Origin of the sequence: Herbaspirillum chlorophenolicum, assembly GCF_001189955.1 — a bacterium.
Classification (GTDB): Bacteria; Pseudomonadota; Gammaproteobacteria; order Burkholderiales; family Burkholderiaceae_D; genus Herbaspirillum; species Herbaspirillum chlorophenolicum.
The window spans coordinates 36,327-58,960 of the sequence record NZ_LFLT01000030.1 but is presented as its reverse complement, the minus strand read 5'-3'; the positions used below and the strand labels follow the sequence as shown (position 1 = coordinate 58,960).

The 22,634-nt window shown below is 61.3% G+C and carries 21 protein-coding genes and 2 pseudogenes; 5 read left to right on the top strand and 18 right to left on the bottom strand.

The window, feature by feature from the left end; translation table 11 throughout:
- Positions 1–161 (top strand): annotated as a pseudogene (locus AKL28_RS25105) (sulfurtransferase); the annotation flags it as partial.
- A gap of 34 nt (positions 162–195) precedes the next feature.
- Here the strand turns inward: AKL28_RS25105 and AKL28_RS17220 are convergent.
- The 6 genes from AKL28_RS17220 to AKL28_RS17195 form a co-directional block, all read right to left on the bottom strand.
- Complete coding sequence (locus AKL28_RS17220; protein WP_050469380.1) at positions 196–1,119, bottom strand: LysR family transcriptional regulator; 924 nt, start codon at positions 1,117–1,119, stop codon at positions 196–198.
- A 626-nt stretch (positions 1,120–1,745) separates the two neighbouring features.
- Positions 1,746–6,827 carry a hybrid sensor histidine kinase/response regulator gene (locus AKL28_RS17215; RefSeq protein WP_050469379.1) on the bottom strand — a complete coding sequence of 1,694 codons (5,082 nt, stop codon included), beginning with the start codon at positions 6,825–6,827 and terminating at the stop codon, positions 1,746–1,748.
- Between the two features lie 25 nt (positions 6,828–6,852).
- Positions 6,853–9,036 (bottom strand): methyl-accepting chemotaxis protein, encoded by a 2,184-nt coding sequence (locus tag AKL28_RS17210; RefSeq protein WP_050469378.1) that lies wholly within the window; start codon positions 9,034–9,036, stop codon positions 6,853–6,855.
- A 75-nt stretch (positions 9,037–9,111) separates the two neighbouring features.
- A complete protein-coding gene (locus tag AKL28_RS17205; RefSeq protein ID WP_050469377.1) occupies positions 9,112–9,735 on the bottom strand; it encodes a chemotaxis protein CheW in 624 nt (207 codons plus the stop codon).
- Entirely contained in the window at positions 9,732–10,097 is a 366-nt protein-coding gene (locus tag AKL28_RS17200; protein WP_050469376.1) for a response regulator, read from the bottom strand. The genes AKL28_RS17205 and AKL28_RS17200 overlap by 4 nt, the downstream gene beginning before the upstream one ends.
- A gap of 34 nt (positions 10,098–10,131) precedes the next feature.
- A complete protein-coding gene (locus AKL28_RS17195) occupies positions 10,132–10,515 on the bottom strand; it encodes a response regulator (RefSeq protein ID WP_050469375.1) in 384 nt (127 codons plus the stop codon).
- A 181-nt stretch (positions 10,516–10,696) separates the two neighbouring features.
- Between AKL28_RS17195 and AKL28_RS24535 the strand changes: the two genes are divergently transcribed.
- Positions 10,697–10,852, top strand: a complete 156-nt coding sequence (locus AKL28_RS24535) for a hypothetical protein (protein WP_156226382.1) — start codon at positions 10,697–10,699, stop codon at positions 10,850–10,852.
- A 16-nt stretch (positions 10,853–10,868) separates the two neighbouring features.
- Here the strand turns inward: AKL28_RS24535 and AKL28_RS17190 are convergent, their stop codons facing one another.
- Entirely contained in the window at positions 10,869–11,021 is a 153-nt protein-coding gene (locus AKL28_RS17190; RefSeq protein ID WP_050469386.1) for a rubredoxin, read from the bottom strand.
- A gap of 192 nt (positions 11,022–11,213) precedes the next feature.
- On the opposite strand from AKL28_RS17190, the gene thiD reads away from it, so the two are divergent.
- Entirely contained in the window at positions 11,214–12,044 is an 831-nt protein-coding gene (gene thiD, locus AKL28_RS17185; protein WP_050469374.1) for a bifunctional hydroxymethylpyrimidine kinase/phosphomethylpyrimidine kinase, read from the top strand.
- Positions 12,045–12,074: 30 nt separating this feature from the next.
- Entirely contained in the window at positions 12,075–13,361 is a 1,287-nt protein-coding gene (gene hemL / locus AKL28_RS17180) for a glutamate-1-semialdehyde 2,1-aminomutase (RefSeq protein WP_050469373.1), read from the top strand.
- Between the two features lie 97 nt (positions 13,362–13,458).
- Here the strand turns inward: hemL and erpA are convergent, their stop codons facing one another.
- The 6 genes from erpA to rplM form a co-directional block, all read right to left on the bottom strand.
- On the bottom strand, positions 13,459–13,824 hold the full coding sequence (erpA, locus tag AKL28_RS17175) for an iron-sulfur cluster insertion protein ErpA (RefSeq protein ID WP_050469385.1): 366 nt from the start codon (positions 13,822–13,824) through the stop codon (positions 13,459–13,461).
- Between the two features lie 57 nt (positions 13,825–13,881).
- Positions 13,882–14,277, bottom strand: a complete 396-nt coding sequence (locus AKL28_RS17170; protein WP_050469372.1) for a bactofilin family protein — start codon at positions 14,275–14,277, stop codon at positions 13,882–13,884.
- Positions 14,278–14,286: 9 nt separating this feature from the next.
- On the bottom strand, positions 14,287–14,991 hold the full coding sequence (locus AKL28_RS17165; RefSeq protein WP_050469384.1) for a DUF6776 family protein: 705 nt from the start codon (positions 14,989–14,991) through the stop codon (positions 14,287–14,289).
- Between the two features lie 23 nt (positions 14,992–15,014).
- A complete protein-coding gene (gene argC / locus AKL28_RS17160; protein WP_050469371.1) occupies positions 15,015–16,052 on the bottom strand; it encodes an N-acetyl-gamma-glutamyl-phosphate reductase in 1,038 nt (345 codons plus the stop codon).
- Between the two features lie 266 nt (positions 16,053–16,318).
- On the bottom strand, positions 16,319–16,711 hold the full coding sequence (gene rpsI / locus AKL28_RS17155) for a 30S ribosomal protein S9 (RefSeq protein WP_050469370.1): 393 nt from the start codon (positions 16,709–16,711) through the stop codon (positions 16,319–16,321).
- Positions 16,712–16,720: 9 nt separating this feature from the next.
- Positions 16,721–17,149 (bottom strand): 50S ribosomal protein L13, encoded by a 429-nt coding sequence (rplM, locus tag AKL28_RS17150; protein ID WP_050469369.1) that lies wholly within the window; start codon positions 17,147–17,149, stop codon positions 16,721–16,723.
- Positions 17,150–17,788: 639 nt separating this feature from the next.
- On the opposite strand from rplM, the gene AKL28_RS17145 reads away from it, so the two are divergent.
- The gene (locus AKL28_RS17145; protein WP_050469383.1) at positions 17,789–18,244 is read left to right on the top strand and encodes an OsmC family protein; all 456 of its coding nucleotides are present in this window, start codon (positions 17,789–17,791) and stop codon (positions 18,242–18,244) included.
- Between the two features lie 101 nt (positions 18,245–18,345).
- Here AKL28_RS17145 and coq7 read toward each other — a convergent pair whose 3' ends face one another.
- From coq7 to AKL28_RS17120, 5 genes and pseudogenes are all read right to left on the bottom strand, one after another.
- Positions 18,346–18,972, bottom strand: coding sequence for a 2-polyprenyl-3-methyl-6-methoxy-1,4-benzoquinone monooxygenase (coq7, locus tag AKL28_RS17140; RefSeq protein WP_050469368.1), 627 nt, complete (start codon positions 18,970–18,972; stop codon positions 18,346–18,348).
- Between the two features lie 22 nt (positions 18,973–18,994).
- A complete protein-coding gene (gene pyrC, locus AKL28_RS17135; protein WP_050469367.1) occupies positions 18,995–20,029 on the bottom strand; it encodes a dihydroorotase in 1,035 nt (344 codons plus the stop codon).
- Between the two features lie 227 nt (positions 20,030–20,256).
- A pseudogene (locus tag AKL28_RS17130) lies at positions 20,257–20,983 on the bottom strand (amino acid ABC transporter ATP-binding protein).
- Positions 20,984–21,054: 71 nt separating this feature from the next.
- Positions 21,055–21,750: an amino acid ABC transporter permease gene (locus tag AKL28_RS17125; protein ID WP_050469366.1), complete on the bottom strand. Its 696-nt coding sequence runs from the start codon at positions 21,748–21,750 to the stop codon at positions 21,055–21,057.
- 3 nt (positions 21,751–21,753) lie between these two features.
- Positions 21,754–22,503, bottom strand: a complete 750-nt coding sequence (locus tag AKL28_RS17120) for an amino acid ABC transporter permease (protein ID WP_050469365.1) — start codon at positions 22,501–22,503, stop codon at positions 21,754–21,756.
- Positions 22,504–22,634 lie beyond the last annotated feature (131 nt).

Sequence of the window (22,634 nt, the reverse complement as noted above, 5' to 3'; positions counted from 1 at the left end):
GCTACCGCTATGGTGGGGTGGTGCTGGGCGGCCCGGGGGTGCCCGCTTGCCACACCCTGCGGGCGCGGGAGGTGGGGGGCCTCGGCGGCGCCCGCCTGTATCCGGGTTCATGGAGCGAATGGAGCTCGGATGCCAAGCGCCCGGTTGCGACCGGCGCCTGAATTCTTGTCCGATCAACCGCGCTGGAATTGGGCCCTAGCCCCCTTCCGGCGCGGGCAAACCCGTTGCTCTCAGGCCCTCGATGAAGGCCTGCACGAACTGGTTCACCATGGCCGGCGCATCGCGCCGCCATAGCAGCGCCACCTCCGAATAGAAATCGGCATCCTTCACCGCCGGAAAACTCACGCCCGCCGCCAGCGAAATGCTGGCCATGCTCTGCGGCACCACGGCGATGCCGAAGCCGGCATTGACCAGGCTCAGGAGTGAATTCTTGCGCGAGGTCGCGCGCGCCACGCGCGGATAGAAACCATGCGCGATGCAGCGCTCGGCCACCAGGTAGCTCAGCCCACCGCGGTCGCGGTGCGGCACCGTGACGAAATGCTCCTCGCGCAGTTCCGCGATTTCCACCTGGTCGCGCTGCGCCAGTGGATGTGTGGCCGGCACCGCCGCCACCAGCCGCTCGCGGTACAGTACCGCGCTTTCCAGATTCGGATGCTTGCGCAGGATGGGCAGGCGCGCCAAGCCGATGTCGGCACTGCCCTCGTCGATTTCGCGCGCCTGGTATTCGGAAGGCGCCTGCGATATCTCCAGGGAAATGCCGGGAAAGGCCTTGAGCACTTCGTTCAAGGTCGGCCCCAGCGGCGCCGACAGGGGCACCGAACTGGAATGCAGCAGGCGCAACGCGCCATGCTCGCCCTTGCCGATGGTGCGCGCCTGGGCGACGGCGCGGTCGATGTCGAGCAGGATCTTGCGGCTGCGTTCGTAGAAATCCTGCCCGGCATCGGTGAGCTCGAACTGCTTGGCGTCGCGCCGCAGCAATACCACGTCGAGGCTGCCTTCCAATTCCTTGATTTGCCGGCTCAGTGCCGATTGCGCAATGAACAGGCGTTCCGCCGCGCGCGTATAGCCGCCAGCTTCGACGATTTCGACGAAGTACCTGAGCTGCCGGAATGAAATCATGTCTCCTCCAGAGTCTCCATATCGTTTTGAGATGGCGCCTCGCCCCATTTGATATTGGCGTAGCGGGCACCGGGCGCATACAGTGAAGCCATCCACAACGCCCGCGCCATGCGGGCCCTTTTCCCAAGGACCCATTGTGCTTGACGACCTGTTGCTGTTCCTCGGCCTGCTCGGCCTCGTCTTTAGCATCGGCTTCCGCTGGACGATGCGGCGCGCCCCTCGCGAGCGCGACCGCAACGACAATCCGCGTTAAACCGCTCCGTAGCTGTAGACGTGGTACGCCGGTACCGGCATGATCGAGACGGACGTGGAATTGATTTTCTGGCCTCGTAACGGATTCGGGGCAGCGCCATATGGCGATACCCAAACGCGTCATTTTACGCCGGGCATGGCATCAGCGTGAATTGTGCCTTGCCTCCACCTTCTGGAAGCCGTGCATCTCGCAGATGGAATGTGGACAGGGTCTAAGAACCTGTTCAGGATTTCCCGGGAATCGGACAAATGGTCATTCAGGATGGGATGCAAGGCGCAAAACGCAGCCGGGCCGGTGGCCCCGCGAGGCTTTGCAACGCCGCAGACCGCCTGAAGGGCCGTTTGGACGGCCCCGGGGAAATTCTGAACAAGTTCTAATACAAGACATCACTGAAGTCATCTTCCGCACGTCCGCTGGCATCGCTGGTGAAATGCCTGATCAGTTCCAGCAGTTGCTCGTCCTGGTAAGGCTTGCCCATGTAATGGTTGACCCCGACTTCCATCGCGCGCTCGCGGTGCTTGGCGCCGGTGCGGGAAGTGATCATGATGATGGGCTTGCTGCGTGTGGACTCGTTGTCGCGCAGGTGGCGCACCAGGGTATAGCCATCCATGCGCGGCATCTCGATATCGACCAGGAAGATGTCCGGAGTCAGGTCGTGCAACTGGCGGATAGCGTCATAGCCGTCAGTTGCAGTCGCCACCGCATAGCCTTCGCGTGCCAGCAGACGCTGCATCACCTTGCGCACGGTGAGCGAGTCATCGACGACCATCACCATCTTCTGTTCGACGCGCGGCGCGATTTCAGCAGGCCGGCTTGCCAGCCTGCGAATGCCGGTACGGCGCGCCAGCAGCAGCGGGTTGATGATCAAGGCGATCTCGCCGTTGCCCAGCACGGTGGCGCCGACCACACCGACCAGGGTGTCGAGCTGCGGCCCAAGCGGCTTGGCAACTACTTCCCGGTTGCCCAGCACCTGGTCCACCAGAATCGCCACCAGTTCGTTGCCGCCCTTGACGAACAGGACGTAGCTCGATAGCTGCGGCAAGCTGCTGTCTGCCCGCGGCTCGTCGAGCAGCCGGTCCAACGGATGCAGCACCACCATGCGCCCGCCTTCGGGCAACGCTTCTTCGTCCAGCGCCTGCCGCATCTCCTTGCCGCGCAGCTGCACTACCTTATCGATCAGCATCGATGGAATCGCGTAGGTTTGCTCGCCCTGCCGCAACAGGCAGACCTGCTTGACGGCCAGCGACAATGGCAAGTGGATCGTGAAATGCACGCCTGCGCCGGCCTGCGACTCCACCGTGACGCGCCCGCCCAGCGCCGTCACTTCGGAGCGCACGACATCCATGCCCACGCCACGCCCGGCCAGGGTCGACACTTCCGACGCGGTGGTAAAGCCGGGTTCGAAGATCAATTCGCTCACCCGCGCATCGCCCAGCGCGGCGTCTTCGCTGATCAGCCCCTGCGCCGCTCCCTTGCTGCGGATCGCGGCCAGGTCCAGGCCGCGGCCGTCGTCGGCGATGCGGATAATGGCTTCGCTGCCCTCCTGCGCGGCCTGCACACTGAGCCGGCCGGCCGCCTGCTTGCCCGCTGCGGCACGTTCGGCGCCGGCCTCGATGCCATGCACGGCGGCATTACGCAACAGGTGCTCGAAGGGCCCGATCATCCGTTCCAGAATGCCGCGGTCCAGTTCAACGTCGCCGCCGCCGATCTCCAATGCCAGCGCCTTGCCGGTTTCATTGCCCAACTGCCGCACCAGATGATGCAAGCGCTGCTCCAGGCTCTTGAATTTCACCATGCGGGTGTACATCAGTTCCTGCTGCAACTCGCGCGTCAGGCGTCCTTGCCGCCTCAAGCCTTCCTGTGTCTTGCCGGCGGAATCGATCAATTGCTTTTGCAGTGAAGCCGCGTCGTTGACGTTCTCGGCCATCATGCGCGTGAGTTCCTGCAGGTACGTAAAGCGGTCGAGTTCCAACGGGTCGAAGTGCATGCTTTCGCCGCTGGCCTGATGGGAAGCGGCCATCTGGATCTCCGCCTGGATTTCCACGTCGCGCAACTGCGCCGACAACTTGGCGATGTTCTCCGCCAGTTCTTGTGCGCTCTTGTGCAGCGCCTCGACTTCATTCTCCAGCTGCGAGCGCGCGATCGACACTTCACCCACCTGGTTAAGCAATTTGTCGAGCGCGCTGACCTTGATGCGCACCAGCGGCGAAGCCAGCTTACGTTCGCTCTCGGACAGGCGCTGCAACGGCGCGGATGCGCCATCGCCGGCACCCAGCGCGCTCAATTGTTCCAAGGCTTCGAACTGCTTGAGCGCCTGGTCGTATAGCGCCAGCAAACCGGCCACGGCATCCGGCCCTTCTTCCTTGCGCAGCATGCGCTGGACGCCGCTTTCCAGTTCATGCATCAGATGCCCCAGGCGCAAGGCGCCGGCCATGCGCGCACTGCCCTTGACGGTATGCAACGGCCGCTGCAATTCGGAGATGGCCGCGCTATCGGAGGAGTCGCGCTGGAAGCGATGCAATCCCTCGCCCACCGCGGCCAGCAGATCCTGGCCCTCTTCCAGAAAGACCGGCAGCAGGTCGTGGTCGATTTCGTCGCGCAGCTCGCCGGCTTCATTGCCAATGACGTGTGAGGTCGCAGCTACATCTGGCATAGGGCCGGGTACACCTGCGGCATTTGCGCTCGCATGCGGCTGGCGGAAATGCTGCAGTAGTGCCGATAGTGCTTCGCTCTCCGGCACCGGCGCCGCCGGCAGGGTGCCCTGCCGGTACTGATCCTGCATGGCGTTCATGGCATCGACCGCGCGTTCCACCGTCGCCAGTTGGTTGCCGTCGAGCCCGGTCGCGGCAGCCTTGATCTGTTCCAGCAAGTCATCGAGCAAGCCTGCCAATTGCTGCATGCCGGCAAATCCGGCCGCAGCGCTGCAACCGCGCAAGGTATGGATGGCGCGCATGAACAAGGGCGGCGCCGGCACAATCAGGCCGCTGTTTGCCTTGGCGCGCCAACTGCTGCCATGCTGGCGCAAGGTCTTGAACAGTTGGCGGGCCTCGTTCAGATAAATATCGCGCAACTGGGGATCGGCATTGGCGGCATCGGAAGAAGGCTCTTCCGGCCGGGCAACGGCAGGTACGAATACCGGCGGGGCAGCGGCGACAGTGTCCACCTGCAATTGCGGCGTCGCAGGGGCGATCTTATTTTCATGCGCTGCCGGCTCCGCTGCCACCACATTCTTGCGCAACACCAGCGCCGCGGCGACCAGTGACGGCGCGGTACGGCACGAGCCGCCTTGCGTGGAGAGATCCCCGATCCATTCTTCCAACAACAAGCGGCTGTTTTCCAGCAGCGTCAGAACCGGCTGCGCCAGCGCTACGCACCCGGTCGCGCGCGCTTCGGTAAGGCAGGCGTTGAGCAGGATTTCCACTGCGTGCGCCGCATCGGAAAGCGCCACCAGTCCAACCATGCGTCCGCTGCCCTTGAAGGTATGGAAGCAGCGGCGCACGCTTGCCAGCAATTCCGCATCGGCAGATGCGCCTGCGAGCCTGGGCAAATCCTCCCGCAAACTGTCGAGCATCTGGCGCGCCTCGATCAGGAAGATCTCGATCATCTCCTGGTCGCGCTCCTGCGGCTGCCACTCGCCAAGGGCATCCTGCGCGAAATGGCCCGAGGCAGGCGCCGTCGGATCGGACGGTACAGGCTCGCCTCCCTCCTGGTCGAGTACGCGCCGGATATCGGCAACCAGCGCCGGGTCGGCCGGGGCCACCATCTTTTCATCCTGGCGCTGATCCCAGTGATTGAATGGGGATCTGCATGCCTGCGCAATCAACTGCCCCAGGAGGGCGATGTCGCGCACCATCACCGCGCGCAATGCATCACCGCGCCGCTGCGCCTGCAAATCGCCATCCGGCACACGCAAGGTGTCGGGCAAGCGGGCCACTGCCTGGATGCGCAACGTCCGCGCCAGCTCACGTATTTCAACCGATCGCAGTTGGGCCGCCAGCCCCTCGATCTTGGCAAAATCGGTGTTGATGTCCGCCATCAGGGCTGCCAGTGTGGCGCCGGAAGCGGCATCGCTCTCTTCCGGGTCATCTCCCGCTACCGGTACTGCCTGCGGGTAGTCCGGCGACCACAATGTCTCCAGCGCTTGTTCGATGCCGGCGAGCTTGCCTTGTATTTTGCGTTCCACCACACCCTGCATCCGACGCGCCATGTCTGAGCGCAATTCACGCGAGAACCAAGGGAAAGGCTCCGGCTCGGTTTCTCCACGGGCGAGCATGGCAAGATGGTCGACGATGCAATCGACCTGCCCGATGAAATCCTCCTCGTTGTGGATGCGGCGGCGCAGGCCTTCGTCGAAGAAGATCAGGCAACTGCTCACCTCCCGATCGCGGCCATCGGTACGCGGCGACATCGCCAGATCCAGGGCCAACCGGCTCAACGCTGCCAGAAAACCCGAAACGCCCGGGACACGCAGGCGCGGCCAGATCCTGCGGCTCACCGCGAAGGCGCGCAATACGATCTCGCACCACTGCCAAGCGGCACCGACACGTCCGGCGCCTCCGCCAATGCCGACACAATGGTCCCAGACTCCCAGCAACTCGTCAGCCAGGAACATCAGTTTGAGCATCTGTTGCGGTTCTTCGCCCGGCCGCTGCTTGCGCGATGCCTCTTCATCGGCCATCGCCTGCAGGAAAACGATGCGGCGCAAGGCAAAGGCCGTGCGCAAGACGATGCTGGAAGGATCCGAGTGCATCGCGGCCAGCAAGGCTGCCAGCGATGCCAGCACCGACAGCGCATGCGTATCCAGCGGCTGGACACCGGCGGCAATGCGGCCGATGAAGGCCCGCGCCGGCGCCAGTTCGGGCATACTGGACAAGGCGGCTTCCATCGTCCGCACGGCAGCCAGGGTCACATCGAAGCCTCGGTCTGCCTCGAGTTCGCCCAAGGCATGTGCAAACGCCGTGCTGCGCTCATCCTCGTTGACGGGTACCGCAACCTCGATATCGACTGCATCGGCATGCGCAGATTGCAATCGCCGGCTGGCCGTGAACAGCGGCCAGTCGCATATGTCGCTGCTGCCGTCCTTGTCGTGCAAGGCATCGAGATAATCGTGCATGCTCCACAGCGCCTGCACGACGGCGGCACTATCGGCAGGAGGCCAGACGAGTGGATGTTGTTCGGCGGCCAGCAACAAATGCCGATGCGCCATGGCCATCAGCCGCGCCGCGGCATCGGCTCCGGCCAAGGTGAGCACGTGCGTCAGCTCGGACAAGCGGGCCGCCGCAAGCGCTGCCTGCTGCGCCGGCGGCGCTTCACTTTCGGCACCATTCAGGCTGGTGAGAAGCTGGTCGAGCGAATCATGCAACGTCGCCGCCAGCATCCTCAGATTGTCCGAGATTTGCGCGCGCGGCTGCGGCCCGGTGGCCGGGGCAGTTGAAATGGCAATGGAGGCATCCATCGATAAGATTCCAGCCTGCAAAAGCTCAGGACACCGTCACGCGGAAGCGTGACACCGAGCTTTCAAGTTGCCGGGCCGCATCCCACAGTTCGTTGTACAAGGTAGTGACCTGCTCGCGGCTTTGTTCGATGATTTCGTTTTCGGTCAGGATGCTCTGGATATTCTGCGCCACGCCATTGGCCGAAATCGCCTGCTGCTCAGTCGACAGCGACATGCCCTGAATCAGTTCAGCCAATTGGTTGGAAACGCTGCGGATATCCGACAGCGCGGCGCCGGCCGCATCCGACAGCACGGCTCCTTCCACCACGCCGGCAGTGGAATTTTCCATCGCCGCCACGGCATCGTGGGTATCGGTCTGGATCATGCGCACCAAAGCGCCGATTTCACGCGTAGCGGCGCTGGATCGCTCGGCCAGGCGCTGCACCTCTTCCGCCACCACCGAGAAACCGCGCCCGGCTTCGCCTGCCGACGCGGCCTGGATGGCGGCATTGAGCGCCAGCACGTTGGTCTGTTCGGTAATATCGGAAATCAGTTCGGTGATCTCACCGATCACTTGAGAGGACTCGCCCAGCCGCTTGATGCGCTTGGAGGTTTCCTGGATCTGCTCGCGGATTTCATTCATTGCCTTGACCGCATCCTCCACCGCCTTGGCCCCGCGCTCAGCTACCACCACCGAATGGCGGGCCACATCGGCCGACTCGCTGGCAGAGACGGAAACGTCGGTGATCTGCATCGACATCTCCAGCATGGATTGCCCGGTTTCCTGGATACGCCGCGCCTGCATGCGGGCCGCGCTGGCCAGTTCGGTAGTGGTGCTGCGCACATGGTCGGACGACGCTGCCACTTTCGATGCCATCTGCGTCACCTGCCCCACCAGGCCGCGCAGCGCCTCCACCGTGTAATTGACCGAATCGGCGATGGCGCCGGTGATGTCTTCCGATACGGTGGTATGCACCGTCAGGTCGCCATCGGCGACCTTCTGCAATTCGTTCATCAGGCGCAGGATGGCCGCCTGATTGGCGACATTGGTGCGCATGGCCTTTTCTTCCTGCTGTTGCGCCAGCAGGCGTTGCGCTTCGGCTTCCTGGCGCCGCGCTTCGGCATCGGCGGCATTGTTGCGGCTGTTTTGCAGCTGTACCAGCGCAATGCCGATGGCGCTGATCAGCGCGCAGACCGTCGCGGCCAGCATTGCCCAGAACGTCCAGCCGCGCGACTCCTGGACGATGCGATAGTCGGTCTGCAATATGGTCAGATGCTTCTTCAGCAGCTCGTTCTCAAGGAAGACCAGTTGCTCGGATTGCTTGGCGGCGATGAAATTCTGCAGGTTGCCAAGGATGCCGGCCACCTGCGGCTGGTATTCCCCGAAGACCTTTTCCAGTTCAATCAGCTTGTCGCGCGTGTCCTTGTCGGAGACCGGTTTCAGGCGCAACAGCTCACTGCCGTTCAAGAAACCGTCGATGATGTCGTGGAAGGTATTGACGTCCTTGCCGAGCAGGAATGCGGTTTCGGGATTGACGCCTTCGGATGTCAGGAACTCATTGGCGCTGCGCCCCAGCCGCAGCGTCAGCAGCACCAGTTGCCCGGCCGCGGTCATTTCGCGCGGGCTGGCCGATCCTTGCGACTGCAGCATGGAAATCTGCTCGCTCAGGTCAAGCATGGTCGGCAACAAGAGGTTGAGGCGCTTGAGGGTGACGCCGAAACCGGTCAGCTCCTTTTCCAGCTTGAGAATGGTGTCGGAAGCGCGGTTGGTGTGTTCCCAGATCTTTTGCACTTCGCCCAGCACCGGCTTCATCGCGGCATCGGGAAGGCTGATCCGGTAGCCCTGGTAAGAGCCGCCGGCCGTCAGCAGGCCCAGGTCCCGATTGAATTCGTTACGGCTTTCGGCGAGTTGGGCGAACGCCTCCTTGTTGCCCTGGATGGCATTCGGCACGGCCTTGCCGATGCGCTGCGAGTGCATGACCAGGTCGGAGGCGATGTGGGTCTGGAATGTGGCGTGGATATAGTTGCGCGAACCTTGCCACAAGAAAAAGAAGGTGCTGGCCAGCGACAATGCCAGCAGGCCCAGCAGAATACGGGTCTGACTGCGCAGCGAAAAACGGTTGATCAAGGGCAGCCGGGTCCGGCGCGATGGCGGCACGGCGGCATTCTCCTGCTCCTTCCCGGCTGCTTGTGTTTGCTTTTTCGACAGACGCGGCAAACTCAGTGCCATGACTGGTGCTCCTTTTTAATGTCAGATCGGCATATCCCTTGCTGCGGCAGTCCGCCGCAAGCCCCCCCCGCCGTGCTACCGGCCGATATGCAAGAAAGCGGCCTCTTTCAGCAGCGTCGCCAGACCGATTTCACTCCACTCGATTCCAGCCTTGTCTTTATAACGCCCAACAATCCCAATTAATTCATTTTTTGCATCGTGATTTTTCGATATTTGCGTCATTTCAGAGATATGCCGCAAACCCAGCACGGATGACAACAGCAAACCACAGTTTGGCGCCAGCGCAGGAGAAAACACCAGTACGCGGCTATCGCGCTCACGCGCTTGGGCTTCGCACCCGCTCAACACGGCAAGATCGACAATGCCGACCAGATTGCCGCGGAGATTGACCAGGCCCAGGTACCAGGGCTGAGTCAAAGGAACCCGCATCGGTGCGGGCAAGCTGGACAACGGCAGGATCTCGCCGGCATCGGACAGGCGGATCAGGCAATGGGCTTGCCCGATCGTCACCGCCAGCCGACGGGCCTGCAATTCCTCGCTGCTGGCCGCCTCCATGCGGGCCAGCAGCGAAGCCTGGAAGGCCTGCAGCCCCCCGCCCTTCCTGCCGGCTTCGACCAGCCCCTGCACAGGCGTGGCGGCGGCACCCGCTGCCGGTGTGCCTGCTTCGCCGGAACCGGTATTGTCCTGCCCCGTTGTCATTCGATAGCGCCGATCTTTGCCAGTAATTCGTCCGGATCGACCGGTTTGACGATGTAATCGCACGCGCCCTGGCATAACGCCCAGATACGGTCGGTTTCCTGGGCCTTGACGCTGCACATCATGATCGGCAGATCCTTCAGGCTGGGGTCGCGCGTGATCTGGCGCGTGACCTGGTAGCCGTTCTTCCCGGGCATGACCACATCCAGCAGCACCAGTTGCGGCTTGTCTTCGCGAATCTTTTGCAGGGCATCTTCACCGCTCTCGGCCGTGGCAACGGAAAAGCCGTTCTTTTCGAGAATATGACTCAACACATACCGGTCAGTCGGAGAATCGTCGACCACGAGTACCTTTTTTATTCTCATGCTTCCCCCATGGCTACGAAATGACAAACCCCGGTCAGGCGCCATCGACGCCATCGACATACGCTCTTACAATTTGCAGCAATCCCTCTTCGGAAAACGGCTTGGCCAGATACGCATCTGCCCCGGCCATGGCGCAGCGCGCCCTGTCGAACAGCCCCTCGGCATCGGATAGCATGACAATGGGCAAATTGGCATGCCGCGCATTGCGGCGAATCAGCAAACAGGCGCTCAGGCCGTCCAGGCGCGGCAAGGCGATGCCGCACATGAGCATATCGGGCGCATCCCGGTCCAGCACGGCCAACGCTTCGATCCCGTCGGCGGCCGGCAACACCCGATAGCCGGCGGCGGCCAACACTTGCCCGGCCGGACTATCGTCGGCGATCAGGATTTTCTTCACTGGCTGGAGCGAGGGCGCCATCTCTCTCTTCCGCAAATCGTTGGAGCGTATCGAGCCACTTTAGCAAATGCCCAGCCCATCTAGCACTGAAACAGCAGCAACTTCACAGCTTTATTGAAAACACTGGAATGATGCCTTCCAGCAAATTAAGTTTCCATACAAACAAGTTTGATACGAGAAGCGGTAATCCCCGTGGCAAACAATGATTGCCGAAAAAGAAAATTGCTGGCAGCAGGCGCCGGCAATGAAAATCCCGAAGGAAATTGCGCCTCGGCTTGATCCAGATCAAACGCGCAAAAAAGAGAACAACAGGGGGATATGTGCGGCGGCTGGCGGGAAGAAACAGGCCGCCGCATAGAGAAGGGGGAAAAAATTTAGATTTCGACCATTTCGAAGTCTTCCTTGCGCGCGCCGCACTCGGGACAGGTCCAATTGATGGGAACCTCCTCCCAGCGGGTACCAGGAGCGATCCCTTCTTCCGGCAGACCTGCCTCCTCGTCGTAGATCCAACCACAGATCAGGCACATCCAGGTTTTGAATTCGGTTTGGCTATTGCTCACGGCTGACTATCCCTCAAATCAATTCAAGTAAAATGCTTGAAACCCGCTTCATCGGGAAACCCCGGCAAGCCCCGAAACGGCAGCCATGAAAAGTCAAACAGCCGCTCTGCGAAAGCTTGATGAAACGAGTTCTAAACGCGCTATCTTAATATACTCGACGTGCAAAACCAAACCTCCCCTCTCATCCTGACCTTCGGCGCGGCCGACCCGGTCGGCGCCACAGGCATCCAGGCCGATCTCGCCACCTTCGCAGCCATGGGCTGCCATGGCCTGTCGGTAGTGACGGCACTGCTTATCGGGGATACCGCCCGCGTGGAAGACGCGCAGATCATCGAAGTCGACTGGGTGGCGGACCAGGCGCGCGTCATCCTCGAGGACATGCCGGTCGCCGCCTTCAAGGTCGGCGCCGTAGGCAGCATCGAGAACATCTCGGCGATTGCCGAGATCGTCTCGGATTATCCCGACGTGCCGCTGATCCTCGATCCATTTATCTCTTCGCTGTCCAATCTGGAGGAAGAGGAAGAACGCCTGATCGCCATCCGCGAGCTGCTGGTGCCGCAAACCACGCTGATGCTGGTTTCCGCGGCCGAACTGACGCGGCTGGCCGAAACCTGGCGTGAGCCTACCCCCAGCGAAGCGTTGATGCTCGATGCCATGCGCATTATCGAGATGGGCTGCGAATACCTGTTCGTCACCAACACGCAAACCGATCTGCAAGAAATCGGCAACACCCTCTTCGACGAGTCCGGCCTGGTACGCCAGGATGCCTGGCAGCGCTTGCCGGGCTCCTTCACCGGCGCCGGCTCCACGCTTTCGGCCGCGATTGCGGCGATGCTGGCCAACGGCCTCGAAATCCCTGAGGCGGTCACCGAAGCGCAGGAGTTTACCCTGGCCTCGCTGGCCAACGCACAGCGCTTCGGCATGGGCAAGCTGGTGCCGGACCGCTACTTCTGGGCACGCGAAGCAGAAGATCCCAGCAACCCCAGCTAACGTATTTAAGTATTTGAATCGGTAAGGAATATGTCCCAGACTAGCAATGAATCCCTGTTCGCCCGCGCCCAGAAAACCACGCCGGGCGGCGTCAACTCTCCAGTGCGCGCCTTCCGTTCGGTCGGCGGCACGCCGCGCTTCATCGAACGCGCCGACGGCCCCTATTTCTGGGATGCCGAAGGCCGCCGCTACATCGACTACATCGGTTCCTGGGGCCCGGCCATCGTCGGCCACGCCCATCTGGACGTCATCAAGGCCGTGACGGAAGCGGCCGCGCGCGGCCTTTCCTTCGGTGCGCCGACCGAGGCCGAAATCGAGATGGCCGAGGAAATCATCAAGCTGGTGCCCTCGATCGAACAGATCCGCCTGGTGTCCAGCGGCACCGAAGCCACCATGAGCGCGCTGCGCCTGGCGCGCGGCGCGACCAAGCGCGACAAGATCGTGAAGTTCGAAGGCTGCTACCACGGCCACGGCGACTCGCTGCTGGTCAAGGCCGGCAGCGGCTTGCTGACCTTCGGCAACCCGACCTCGGCGGGCGTGCCGGAAGATTTCGCCAAGCACACGCTGGTACTGGACTACAACAACACCGCGCAGCTGGAAGAAGCCTTCAAGGCCTCCGGCAACGAGATCGCCTGCGTGATCGTGGAACCGGTGGCCGGCAACATGAACCTGGTGCGCGCCAGCGACGAATTCCTGCAGGCGATGCGCCGCCTGTGCACCGAGTACGGCGCCATCCTGATTTTCGACGAAGTGATGTCGGGATTCCGCGTGGCGCTGGGTGGGGCGCAAGAGCTCAATGGCATCAAGCCGGACCTGACCGCGCTGGGCAAGGTGATCGGCGGCGGCCTGCCGGTGGCAGCCTTCGGCGGCCGTGCCGACATCATGAAGCACCTGGCGCCGCTGGGCGGCGTGTACCAGGCCGGCACGCTCTCCGGCAACCCGGTGACAGTGGCGGCCGGCATGGCCACGCTGAAGATCATCCAGCAGCCGGGCTTCTACCAGAAGCTGGGCGCGCAGACCCAAAAGCTGGCCGACGGCCTGGCGGCAGCGGCCAAGGCAGCCGGCGTCACCTTCGCCGCCGATGCCGTGGGCGGCATGTTCGGCCTGTATTTCGCCGCCTCGGTGCCCGACAGCTACGCTGAAGTGATGAAGGGCGACAAGGAAAGCTTCAACCGCTTCTTCCACAAGATGCTGGACGCCGGGATCTACTTCGCGCCATCTGCGTTCGAAGCCGGCTTCGTCTCCGCGCAGCACGACGATGCGGTCATTGACGCCACCATCGCAGCCGCCGCCAAGGCATTTGCAGAACTGGGCTGAAACAGAAAGGCCGCCGGTGCATGCGCGGCCTTTTCTTCCCGCCAATAAAAAGGACGCCGAAGCGTCCTTTTTATTGGCTAAAACTTCTTCCTGGCGATCAGGCCGAGAACGACGAACCGCAACCGCAAGTGGTCGTGGCATTCGGGTTCTTGATCACGAACTGTGCGCCTTCCAGATCGTCCTTGTAGTCGATCTCTGCGCCAACCAGATACTGGTAGCTCATCGAGTCGATCAACAGCTGCACGCCGTTCTTGGACATGGTGGTGTCATCTTCGTTGACGATTTCATCGAAGGTGAAACCATACTGGAAACCGGAGCAGCCGCCGCCTTGCACGAATACGCGCAGTTTCAGGTCGGGGTTGCCTTCTTCTTCGATCAGTTGGGCCACCTTGGCGGCGGCACTGTCGCTGAAGTTGATCGGGGTCGGCATTTCGGTTTGTTGCAGTTCGGCTACGGCATTCATTTCGGGCTCCTGCTTGGCTTGGGCGGACAATGATTCATTATAAGCCCTTGCGGATTTTCATGCTTCGGACGACACGGCCAGCTTCAGCAGCGGCGTTTCTTCCGTCTGGTCATGGCTGAGCTTGCCGGAAACCAGCGCGCCGCCATGCATTTCCAGCGCCTTGTAATAGACATTGCCAGTAATGCGGGCTTTGGGTTGCAATTCAAGCAATTCGGTCGAATAGACGTCGCCGACGATCTCGCCGTTGACGATCAGATGCGCCGCGCGCACCTCGCCAACCACCTTGGCATGCTCGGAAATCACCAGCACGCTGGATTGTCCGCTTTCGCCGCTGATGTTGCCATTGATATGGCCGTCAATGCGCAGGCCGCCCTTGAAGCCGATCTCGCCCTTGATGCTGGTCGACATGCCAATCAGGCTGTCAATCGTGCTTTTGGTCTTGCGTCCGAACATGAAATCACCTCACAGGTCTACCGACTGCTGGGCGCGCACCTGGCCGCGGTCGAGAATACGAACTGCAACCGCTTTGATGGTCGCTCCCTCCGGCAAATTCAACACGCCTTCAACCCGCTGGTAGTACTTGAATGCGAGCCTGTAACGCGCAAGATCGGTCGAGTTGGATTCCGGAAAATTTATAATAGCACTCTTACCCGCCTGCCAAATCGTGATACTGAGCTGTAAATTCCCGGCAAATTGCTGGGTACCTCCCCCCCCTTGCATGACCAGAACACGATAACGCACCTGGCTGGGCCCGGCCAACTCAGCCTTGAAGCGCTGAATGGTGATACCGGGCGCGCCAAGATTGGTCGGCAACAGGCTGTCGAAAAAGGCAAGATCCTCCTTCTGGCGGTTGTTTTCCGCTTCCAGGTTCTTCACCTGGCTTGCCAGTTGCGCCTGGGCAGCCTGGGCGATCTTCAGCTCGTTCTGCGACGCGTTCGAGGCGGTTTGCAGCCGCTCGTTTTCCGCCGACAGCTTTTTGACCTGCCCGGAGAGCGTCGATAACTGCTCGCCGGCGTCACTCTGGATCCCGGGCAGGTTGTTACGCCCAAGTTCATAAGCCCATACCGCCAGCGCTCCACCACCGCCCAGCACGATCGCCCACAACAGGGCCTGCAGCGGCCACGGCAGATGGCGCTTGATGGTCATCTTCGGCGCCGAAATCGTCAGGCGCCGTTGCCATAGCTTGTACTTCACGGCAGGACGGGGACTTGCAACAGACCGGTGGTTTCTTCCAGGCCGAACATCAGGTTCATACACTGCACTGCCTGGCCGGACGCGCCCTTGACCAGGTTGTCCTGCACCACCAGCACTACCACGGTGTCGCCATTGTCCGGACGATGCACCGCCAGGCGAAGCATGTTGGAAGCGCGCGTGGTGCGGGTTTCAGGATGCGAACCGAACGGCATCACGTCGACGAAAGGCTCATTCTTGTATGCGTCTTCGAACAAGGCCTGCAGCGCAGCGTTGTCGATATCCTTGGTCAGGCGCGCGTACAGCGTGGAATGCATGCCGCGAATCATCGGCACCAGGTGCGGCGTGAACAGCAGGCCGACCTTATCCTTGGTCAATTTGGAGAGGCGCTCGATGGTTTCCGGCGAATGGCGATGGCCGGATACGCCGTAGGCCTTGAAGTTGTCCGAGGCTTCCGAGAACAGCAGCGACAGCTCGGCCTTGCGTCCCGCGCCGGACACGCCGGATTTGCAGTCGGCAATCAGGTGCGAGGCATCGATCACGCCGGCCTTCAACAGCGGTGCGAAACCCAGTTGCATGGTGGTCGGATAACAGCCCGGATTGCCCACCACGCGCGCCTTGCGGATCTCTTCGCGATTGAGCTCCGGCAGGCCGTAAGCGGCTTCCTTCAGCAGCTCGGTGCAGCTGTGCGGCAGCTTGTACCATTTTTCAAAGGCGGCGACATCCTGCAGGCGAAAATCGGCGGCGAGGTCGATCACCTTCACGCCTGCGGCCACCAGTTCAGGCGCCTGGGCCATGGCCACACCGTGAGGGGTGGCAAAGAAGACCACGTCGCAGTCGGTCAAGCGGGCCTTGTCCGGCGAGGAAAATGCCACGTCGACGCGGCCGCGCAGGGACGGATACATTTCCGCCACCGGCATGCCGTCTTCCTTGCGCGAGGTCACGGCCTGCACGCTGGCTTCCGGGTGACTGGCGAAAATACGCAGCAATTCGACGCCGGTGTAACCGGTTCCACCGACGATACCTACCTTGATCATGTCTTATCCTTGCGAAAAAAAGCGGACGAGAAACGTCGCAGAAGCGAAGTGTCTCAAACTTTTTCATTCTAGCAGGAGAATATTTCCCACTGATTTCTGTTCGGGAAGTTATTTCGCCAGCAAGCTGCAGGAAATCCCACCTCGCGGGAACGGCTGTGCTGGCCTGAAAATCACTATGCCCCCCATCGAACACCCTCTCCAGGCGCCGCAAAAAGCAAAAAGCCGCCAGCAAGCATGCCGGCGGCTTTCTGTGATGCGAGAAACGATTAACGCTTCGAGAATTGCTTTGCGCGACGTGCCTTGCGCAGACCAACCTTCTTACGTTCGACTTCACGCGCGTCACGGGTGACGTAGCCTGCGTTCGACAGAGCTGGCTTCAGGCCGGCGTCGTAGTCGATCAGGGCGCGGGTGATGCCGTGGCGCACTGCGCCGGCCTGGCCGGACTCGCCACCGCCGTGCACGTTGACCATGATGTCAAAACGCTCGACGTTGCCGGTCAGTTCCAGCGGCTGACGGATCACCATCAGGCCGGTTTCGCGGGAGAAGTATTCAGCGGCGGGCTTGCCGTTGACGACGATATTGCCAGAGCCTGCCTTGATGAAAACACGAGCCACAGCACTCTTGCGACGGCCGGTTCCGTAATTGTAGTTACCGATCATGTCTGTTCCTTAGAGCGCGAGGGGTTTCGGTTGCTGGGCGGAGTGCGGATGGTTGCCATCTGCGTACACCTTCAGCTTCTTGATCATGGCATAGCCCAACGGACCCTTGGGCAGCATGCCCTTGACTGCCTTCTCCAGCGCACGGCCGGGGAAACGCTGCTGCATCTTCAGGAAGTTGGTTTCGTAGATGCCGCCCGGATAGCCGCTGTGACGGAAATACGTCTTTTCAGTAGCCTTGGTGCCGGTGACGCGCAACTTGCCAGCGTTGATCACGACGATGAAATCGCCGGTGTCGACGTGGGGAGTAAATTCCGGTTTGTGTTTGCCGCGCAGTCGGAGTGCCACTTCGCTGGCAACACGTCCGAGGACCAAGTCCGTCGCGTCAATCACGAACCACTCGCGCTGAACCTCATGGGCTTTAGCGGAAAAGGTCTTCATGTTTGACTTCCTAAATGAAAAATAACGCTCAAAGTGGCGGTTCCGTTCGTCCGTGCCGACCGTACCTAGATGCTCTAGACGGGCCTTCACGCCTTGCGGACTCATCCTTTTATCTTCCCGAGCGCATGGGAAAGCCGAGAATTATAGCCTTTTCAATGACTTAGCGTCAAAAGGTTTGACGGCTTTTGTCGTATTCCGAGACTCCGGGACACGAAACAAGCGGCGGGCATGTCTTTTTTGATGTCAAAGTAGAAATTTTTCGACGGATCCGACTGGGATTGCGAAAAAGCGGGCAAAAAAAAACCCGGAAACAGTGGTTCCGGGTTTAATCCACACCAATGAGGAGGGTGGAGGAGACATCGTTACGTGCTGCAAATACATCCGTTGAAACCAATATAGCAAAGCATTTTGTGCATTGCAATACACCCTCGGATATTTTTCTTCACTTCTTTAAAAAGCACGCCACTGTTGGGTTTACACGACTCGAGTGCATTTTCAATACAATAATAAACAAACAATTTTTCTGCACCGCAAAACAACCTGCCCCGCCGCAGCCGCACGCCTGTGGATCGCTACAGCAGCGGCCCTGCCCGCCAAAAGCTACAATACGCAGCTCTTTCAACCAATTTGGACTACAAGATGGAATGCACAGTGCGCTGGACCGGATTGTCCGGCATGACCTTTACGGCGGAAACAGGTTCGGGACATCTGGTCACCATGGACGGCGCGCCCGACGGCGGCGGCCGCAATCTGGCCCCGCGTCCGATGGAAGTGGTGCTGGCCGGCACCGGCGGCTGCACCGCTTATGACGTGGTGGTGATCCTGCGCAAGAGCGGCCAGGATGTGCGCGGCTGCGACGTCACGCTCAAGTCCGAGCGCGCCGAGACCGACCCGAAGGTGTTCACCAAGATCCACTTCCACTTCACCGTGCGCGGCCGCAATCTCAAGCCCAACGTGGTCGAACGCGCCATCAAGCTGTCCCACGAGAAATACTGCTCGGCCTCGATCATGCTGGAAAAGACCGCAGAACTGACCCACTCCTTCGAGATCATCGACGATCTCGCCGAAGTGGCGCCGACGCTGGGCCAGCAATAAGAAACGCTTGCCGTTCGCCGCACGGACGGCCATCAAGACAAACGCCGCACCGGCTTGCACCGGATGCGGCGTTTGTTTTTCCCTTGGCGGCGTGGACGTACTCAGACGTAATACGCCACTCCCGTCATCACCTTCGACATCGCCTTCATCAGCCCCTTGATGGGCGCAGGCATCTCGGCTGCGCCCAGATCCTTGGCGGCCTGGCCATGTTCGACCTCATCGATGCGCATCTGCTCGACGATGGCGCGCGACTTGTTGTCCTGCGCCGGCAGCTTTTCCAGGTGGCTCAGCAGGTGCAGCTCGACCTGGCGCTCGGTCTCGGCAACAAAGCCTAGGTTGCGCGCATCGCCCACGCGGGCCGCAATGGTACCCAACACGTAGGAACCGGCATACCAGACGGGATTCAACAGGCTGGTGCGCGAACCCAGCTCGCGCAGGCGTTCGGCGGTCCAGGCCAGGTGATCCTCCTCTTCGATGCCGGCATGCTCGAAAGCCTGCTTGATCTCGCGCTTCTGGGCGAATCGCCCCTGTGCGTCATACAGCGCCTGGGCACATACCTCGCCGACATTGTTGACCCGCATCAGGCCGGCCGCATGCCGCTTCTCGGCCTCGTCCATCACGCCGTCCGCCAGGCCGCGCCCGGGATTGGGCCGGCTTTCGGACACCACGCCGCTGACCACGCGCAGCGCCTTATCGAGATCGGTAATCAGTTGGTCGACGAATTGCATGCTTACCCTTCCCAGTGGTGGCTCAGGCCATCTTCCAGTTGATCTGTTCGCCGGCCGACAGCGGCACCACGGTGGTATCGCCCATCGGCAATTCGGCCGGGATAGTCCAGCTGTCGCGCTTCAAGGTGACGGTGCCCTGGTTACGCGGCATGCCGTAGAAGGCCGGACCGTTGAAGCTGGCGAAGGCCTCGAATTTGTCCAGCGCGCCGGCCTGGTCGAAGGCTTGCGCGTACAGCTCCAGCGCGTGCAGCGCGGTGTAGCAGCCGGCACAGCCGCAGGCGTGTTCCTTGAGGCCCTTGGCGTGCGGCGCCGAATCGGTGCCGAGGAAGAATTTGTCGTTGCCCGAGGTGGCCGCCGCCACCAGCGCCTGGCGGTGGGTCTCGCGCTTCAATACCGGCAGGCAGTAGTAATGCGGACGGATGCCGCCCTTGAAGATCTCGTTGCGGTTGAACAGCAGGTGGTGCGCGGTGATGGTAGCCGCGGTCGGGCCCTCGCCCGCCAGCACGTAATCGGCGGCTTCCTTGGTGGTGATGTGCTCGAACACTACTTTCAGCTCAGGCATGGCCTGGCGCAAAGGCTTCATGATGCGCTCGATGAACACCGCTTCACGGTCGAACAGGTCGATCGCCGGATCGGTCACTTCGCCGTGGACCAGGAACGGCATATCCAGCTCCTGCAGCACTTCCAGCGTCTTGTAGCACTTGCCCAGGTCGGTCACGCCGGCATCGGAATTCGTTGTCGCGCCGGCCGGATACAGCTTGACGGCCTTGACGAAGCCGCTGTCCTTGGCGCGGCGGATTTCGTCAGGCGGGGTGTTGTCGGTCAGGTAGAGCACCATCAGCGGCTCGAACTGCATCCCCTCCGGCAATGCTGCCAGGATACGCTCACGATAGGCCGCGGCCTGCTCGGTGGTGGTGACCGGCGGCTTCAGGTTGGGCATGACGATGGCGCGTGCGAACTGGCGCGCGGTGTGCGGCAGGACATCCTTCAGGGTCGCGCCGTCGCGCAGGTGCAGGTGCCAGTCGTCCGGGCGGGTAATGGTCAGTTGGTTGCTCATTCGATGTTCTTTCTGGTCTGGAATTGGCGGATGGCAGGCATCACGGCGGACGCGCCCGGACGCATGGGCCGGGGCTTCATCATCAAGAACGGTATTCTACCGTAGCCGTCAAGCCCCCTGCCTGCCCGGCGCACACCGGTTTGATGTCGGACAAAAAGAAAAGGCCGCATCGTCGCCGATGCAGCCTTTTCTTCTTCGGATGCGCCCAAAGCGCCACCGGGACAGGATCAGTGGGTAATGATCTTGGCCAGGAAATCGCGTGCACGTTCCGAACGCGGCGAGGCGAAGAATTCATCCTTGGCGCAATCTTCCACGACCAGGCCCTTGTCCATGAACACGACGCGGTTGGCGACCTTGCGGGCGAAACCCATTTCGTGGGTCACGACCATCATGGTCATGCCTTCCTGCGCCAGGCCGACCATGACATCCAGCACTTCGTTGATCATTTCCGGGTCGAGCGCCGAAGTCGGCTCGTCGAACAGCATGGCGATCGGGTCCATCGACAGCGCGCGGGCAATCGCCACACGCTGCTGCTGGCCACCGGACAACTGGCCGGGGAATTTGTCCTTGTGCGCCAGCAGGCCCACGCGGTCGAGATACTTCAGGCCCTTCTCGGTCGCTTCATCCTTGCTGCGGCCCAGCACCTTGATCTGGCCGATGGTCAGGTTCTCGCGGATGGACAGGTGCGGGAACAGTTCGAAGTTCTGGAACACCATGCCGATGCGCGCGCAGTTTGGACAAGTTGGTCTTGGGGTCGCCCACCGAGACGCCGTCCACGGTGATGGTGCCCTTCTGGAACGGCTCCAGGCCGTTGACGGTCTTGATCAGCGTCGACTTGCCCGAACCGGACGGGCCGCACACCACCACCACGTCGCCCTTTTTCACCGAAGTCGTGCAATCGGTCAGGACCTGGAAGCTGCCATACCATTTGCTGACGTTGTTGAGTTCAATCATTTGTTTCTCCTGGATTTCTGGATTCGTTGGGCGGCCGGCGCGTCATCCGCGCCACGCCGCCGTCATTGGGCTTAGCGGATGATGGCGATCTTCTTCTGGAAGCGCTTGACCAGTTGCGACAGGCCAAAGCTCAGGACGAAGTACACCACCGCCACGAACAGGTACATTTCCACCAGACGTCCGTCGCGCTGCGCAATCTTGGATGCGCTGGTAACGAAGTCCGGCACCGAGCCCAGCACGTACACCAGCGACACGTCCTGGAACAGGACAATGGTCTGGGTCAGCAGGATCGGCGTCATGTTGCGGAACGCCTGCGGCAGCACCACGTTGCCCATCATCTGCCAGTAGTTCATGCCGATTGCGTAGCCGGCGAACACCTGGCCGCGCGGGATCGACTGGATGCCCGACCGCATGATTTCGCAGTAATAGGCCGCCTCGAACAGGATGAAGGTGATCAGCGCCGACTGGAATGCCCCCACCTGGATGGGTTCGGACGCGCCGATGATCCACGCGCCGATGAACGGCACCAGGAAGTAGAACCAGAAGATCACCAGCACCAGCGGGATCGAGCGGATCAGGTTGACGTAGCTGGTGGCGATGAACGACAGCGGCTTGTTGCTGGACAGGCGCATCATCGCCAGCAGCGTACCGATGATGATGCCGCCCAGCATGGCCGAGAAGGTCAGGACAAGCGTGAATTTCAGGCCCGTGGTGAACAGGTAGACCCACGAACGCTCGATAACGTCGAAGTCGAAATTGCTGAACATGGATTAATGCCCTCCCGCACTGGTGCTACCGCTGGAGATATAACCAGGGACAGCCGTTACCTTTTCCAGCAGGCGCGCCAACACCAGCGCAATCGCGGAAATAGCAATGTAGATGATGGTTGCACCGGTCAGCGCCTCAAAGGTCTGGAAGGTGAACTCGCGCATCGAGTAGGTGGCGGCGGTCAGTTCGATCAGGCCGATGGTCAGTGCCACCGAGCTGTTCTTGATGATCGCGGCGAACTCGTTGGTCAGCGCCGGGATGATGATGCGGAACGCCATCGGCAGCAGCACATAACGGTAGGTCTGCACCGGCGTCAGGCCGAGCGCGTGACCTGCCATACGCTGGCCGCGCGGCAGTGCCTGGATGCCGGTCGAGACCTGCACCGCGACACGGGCAGATGTAAAGAAGCCCAGCGCCAGGGTGGCAGTGACGAAGGAGGCGTCGGGCAGGCCCTTGAGCCAGTTGCCGATCGCACTGGGCATCAGTTCCGGCATCACGAAATACCAGAGGAACATCTGCACCAGCAGGGGAATGTTACGGAAAAGCTCCACGTAGCCGTTGGCGAGGCGAACAGCCCATGGTTTTGTTGTTGTACGGATGGTGCCGGCGATGGTGCCGAGGATCAGCGCCATGATCCAGGCGGATATCGCTGTTGCGAGGGTCCATTTCAGGCCCGCCATCAGCGTATCAATATAGGGGACGCCGTCGGGAGACATCTCCCAGAAGATTCCCCAGTTCCAGTTGTAATGCATAAATGGCCTCGTCTCTTGTTTCGAGTCAGTCTGTCAGGCGCGATCACCAGGCAAATGCCGCGCCATGGATATTCCGGTCAGTCACCGGCCGCTGTGGATAAAAGCAATTGCACCGCGGCAACCGCCTTTGC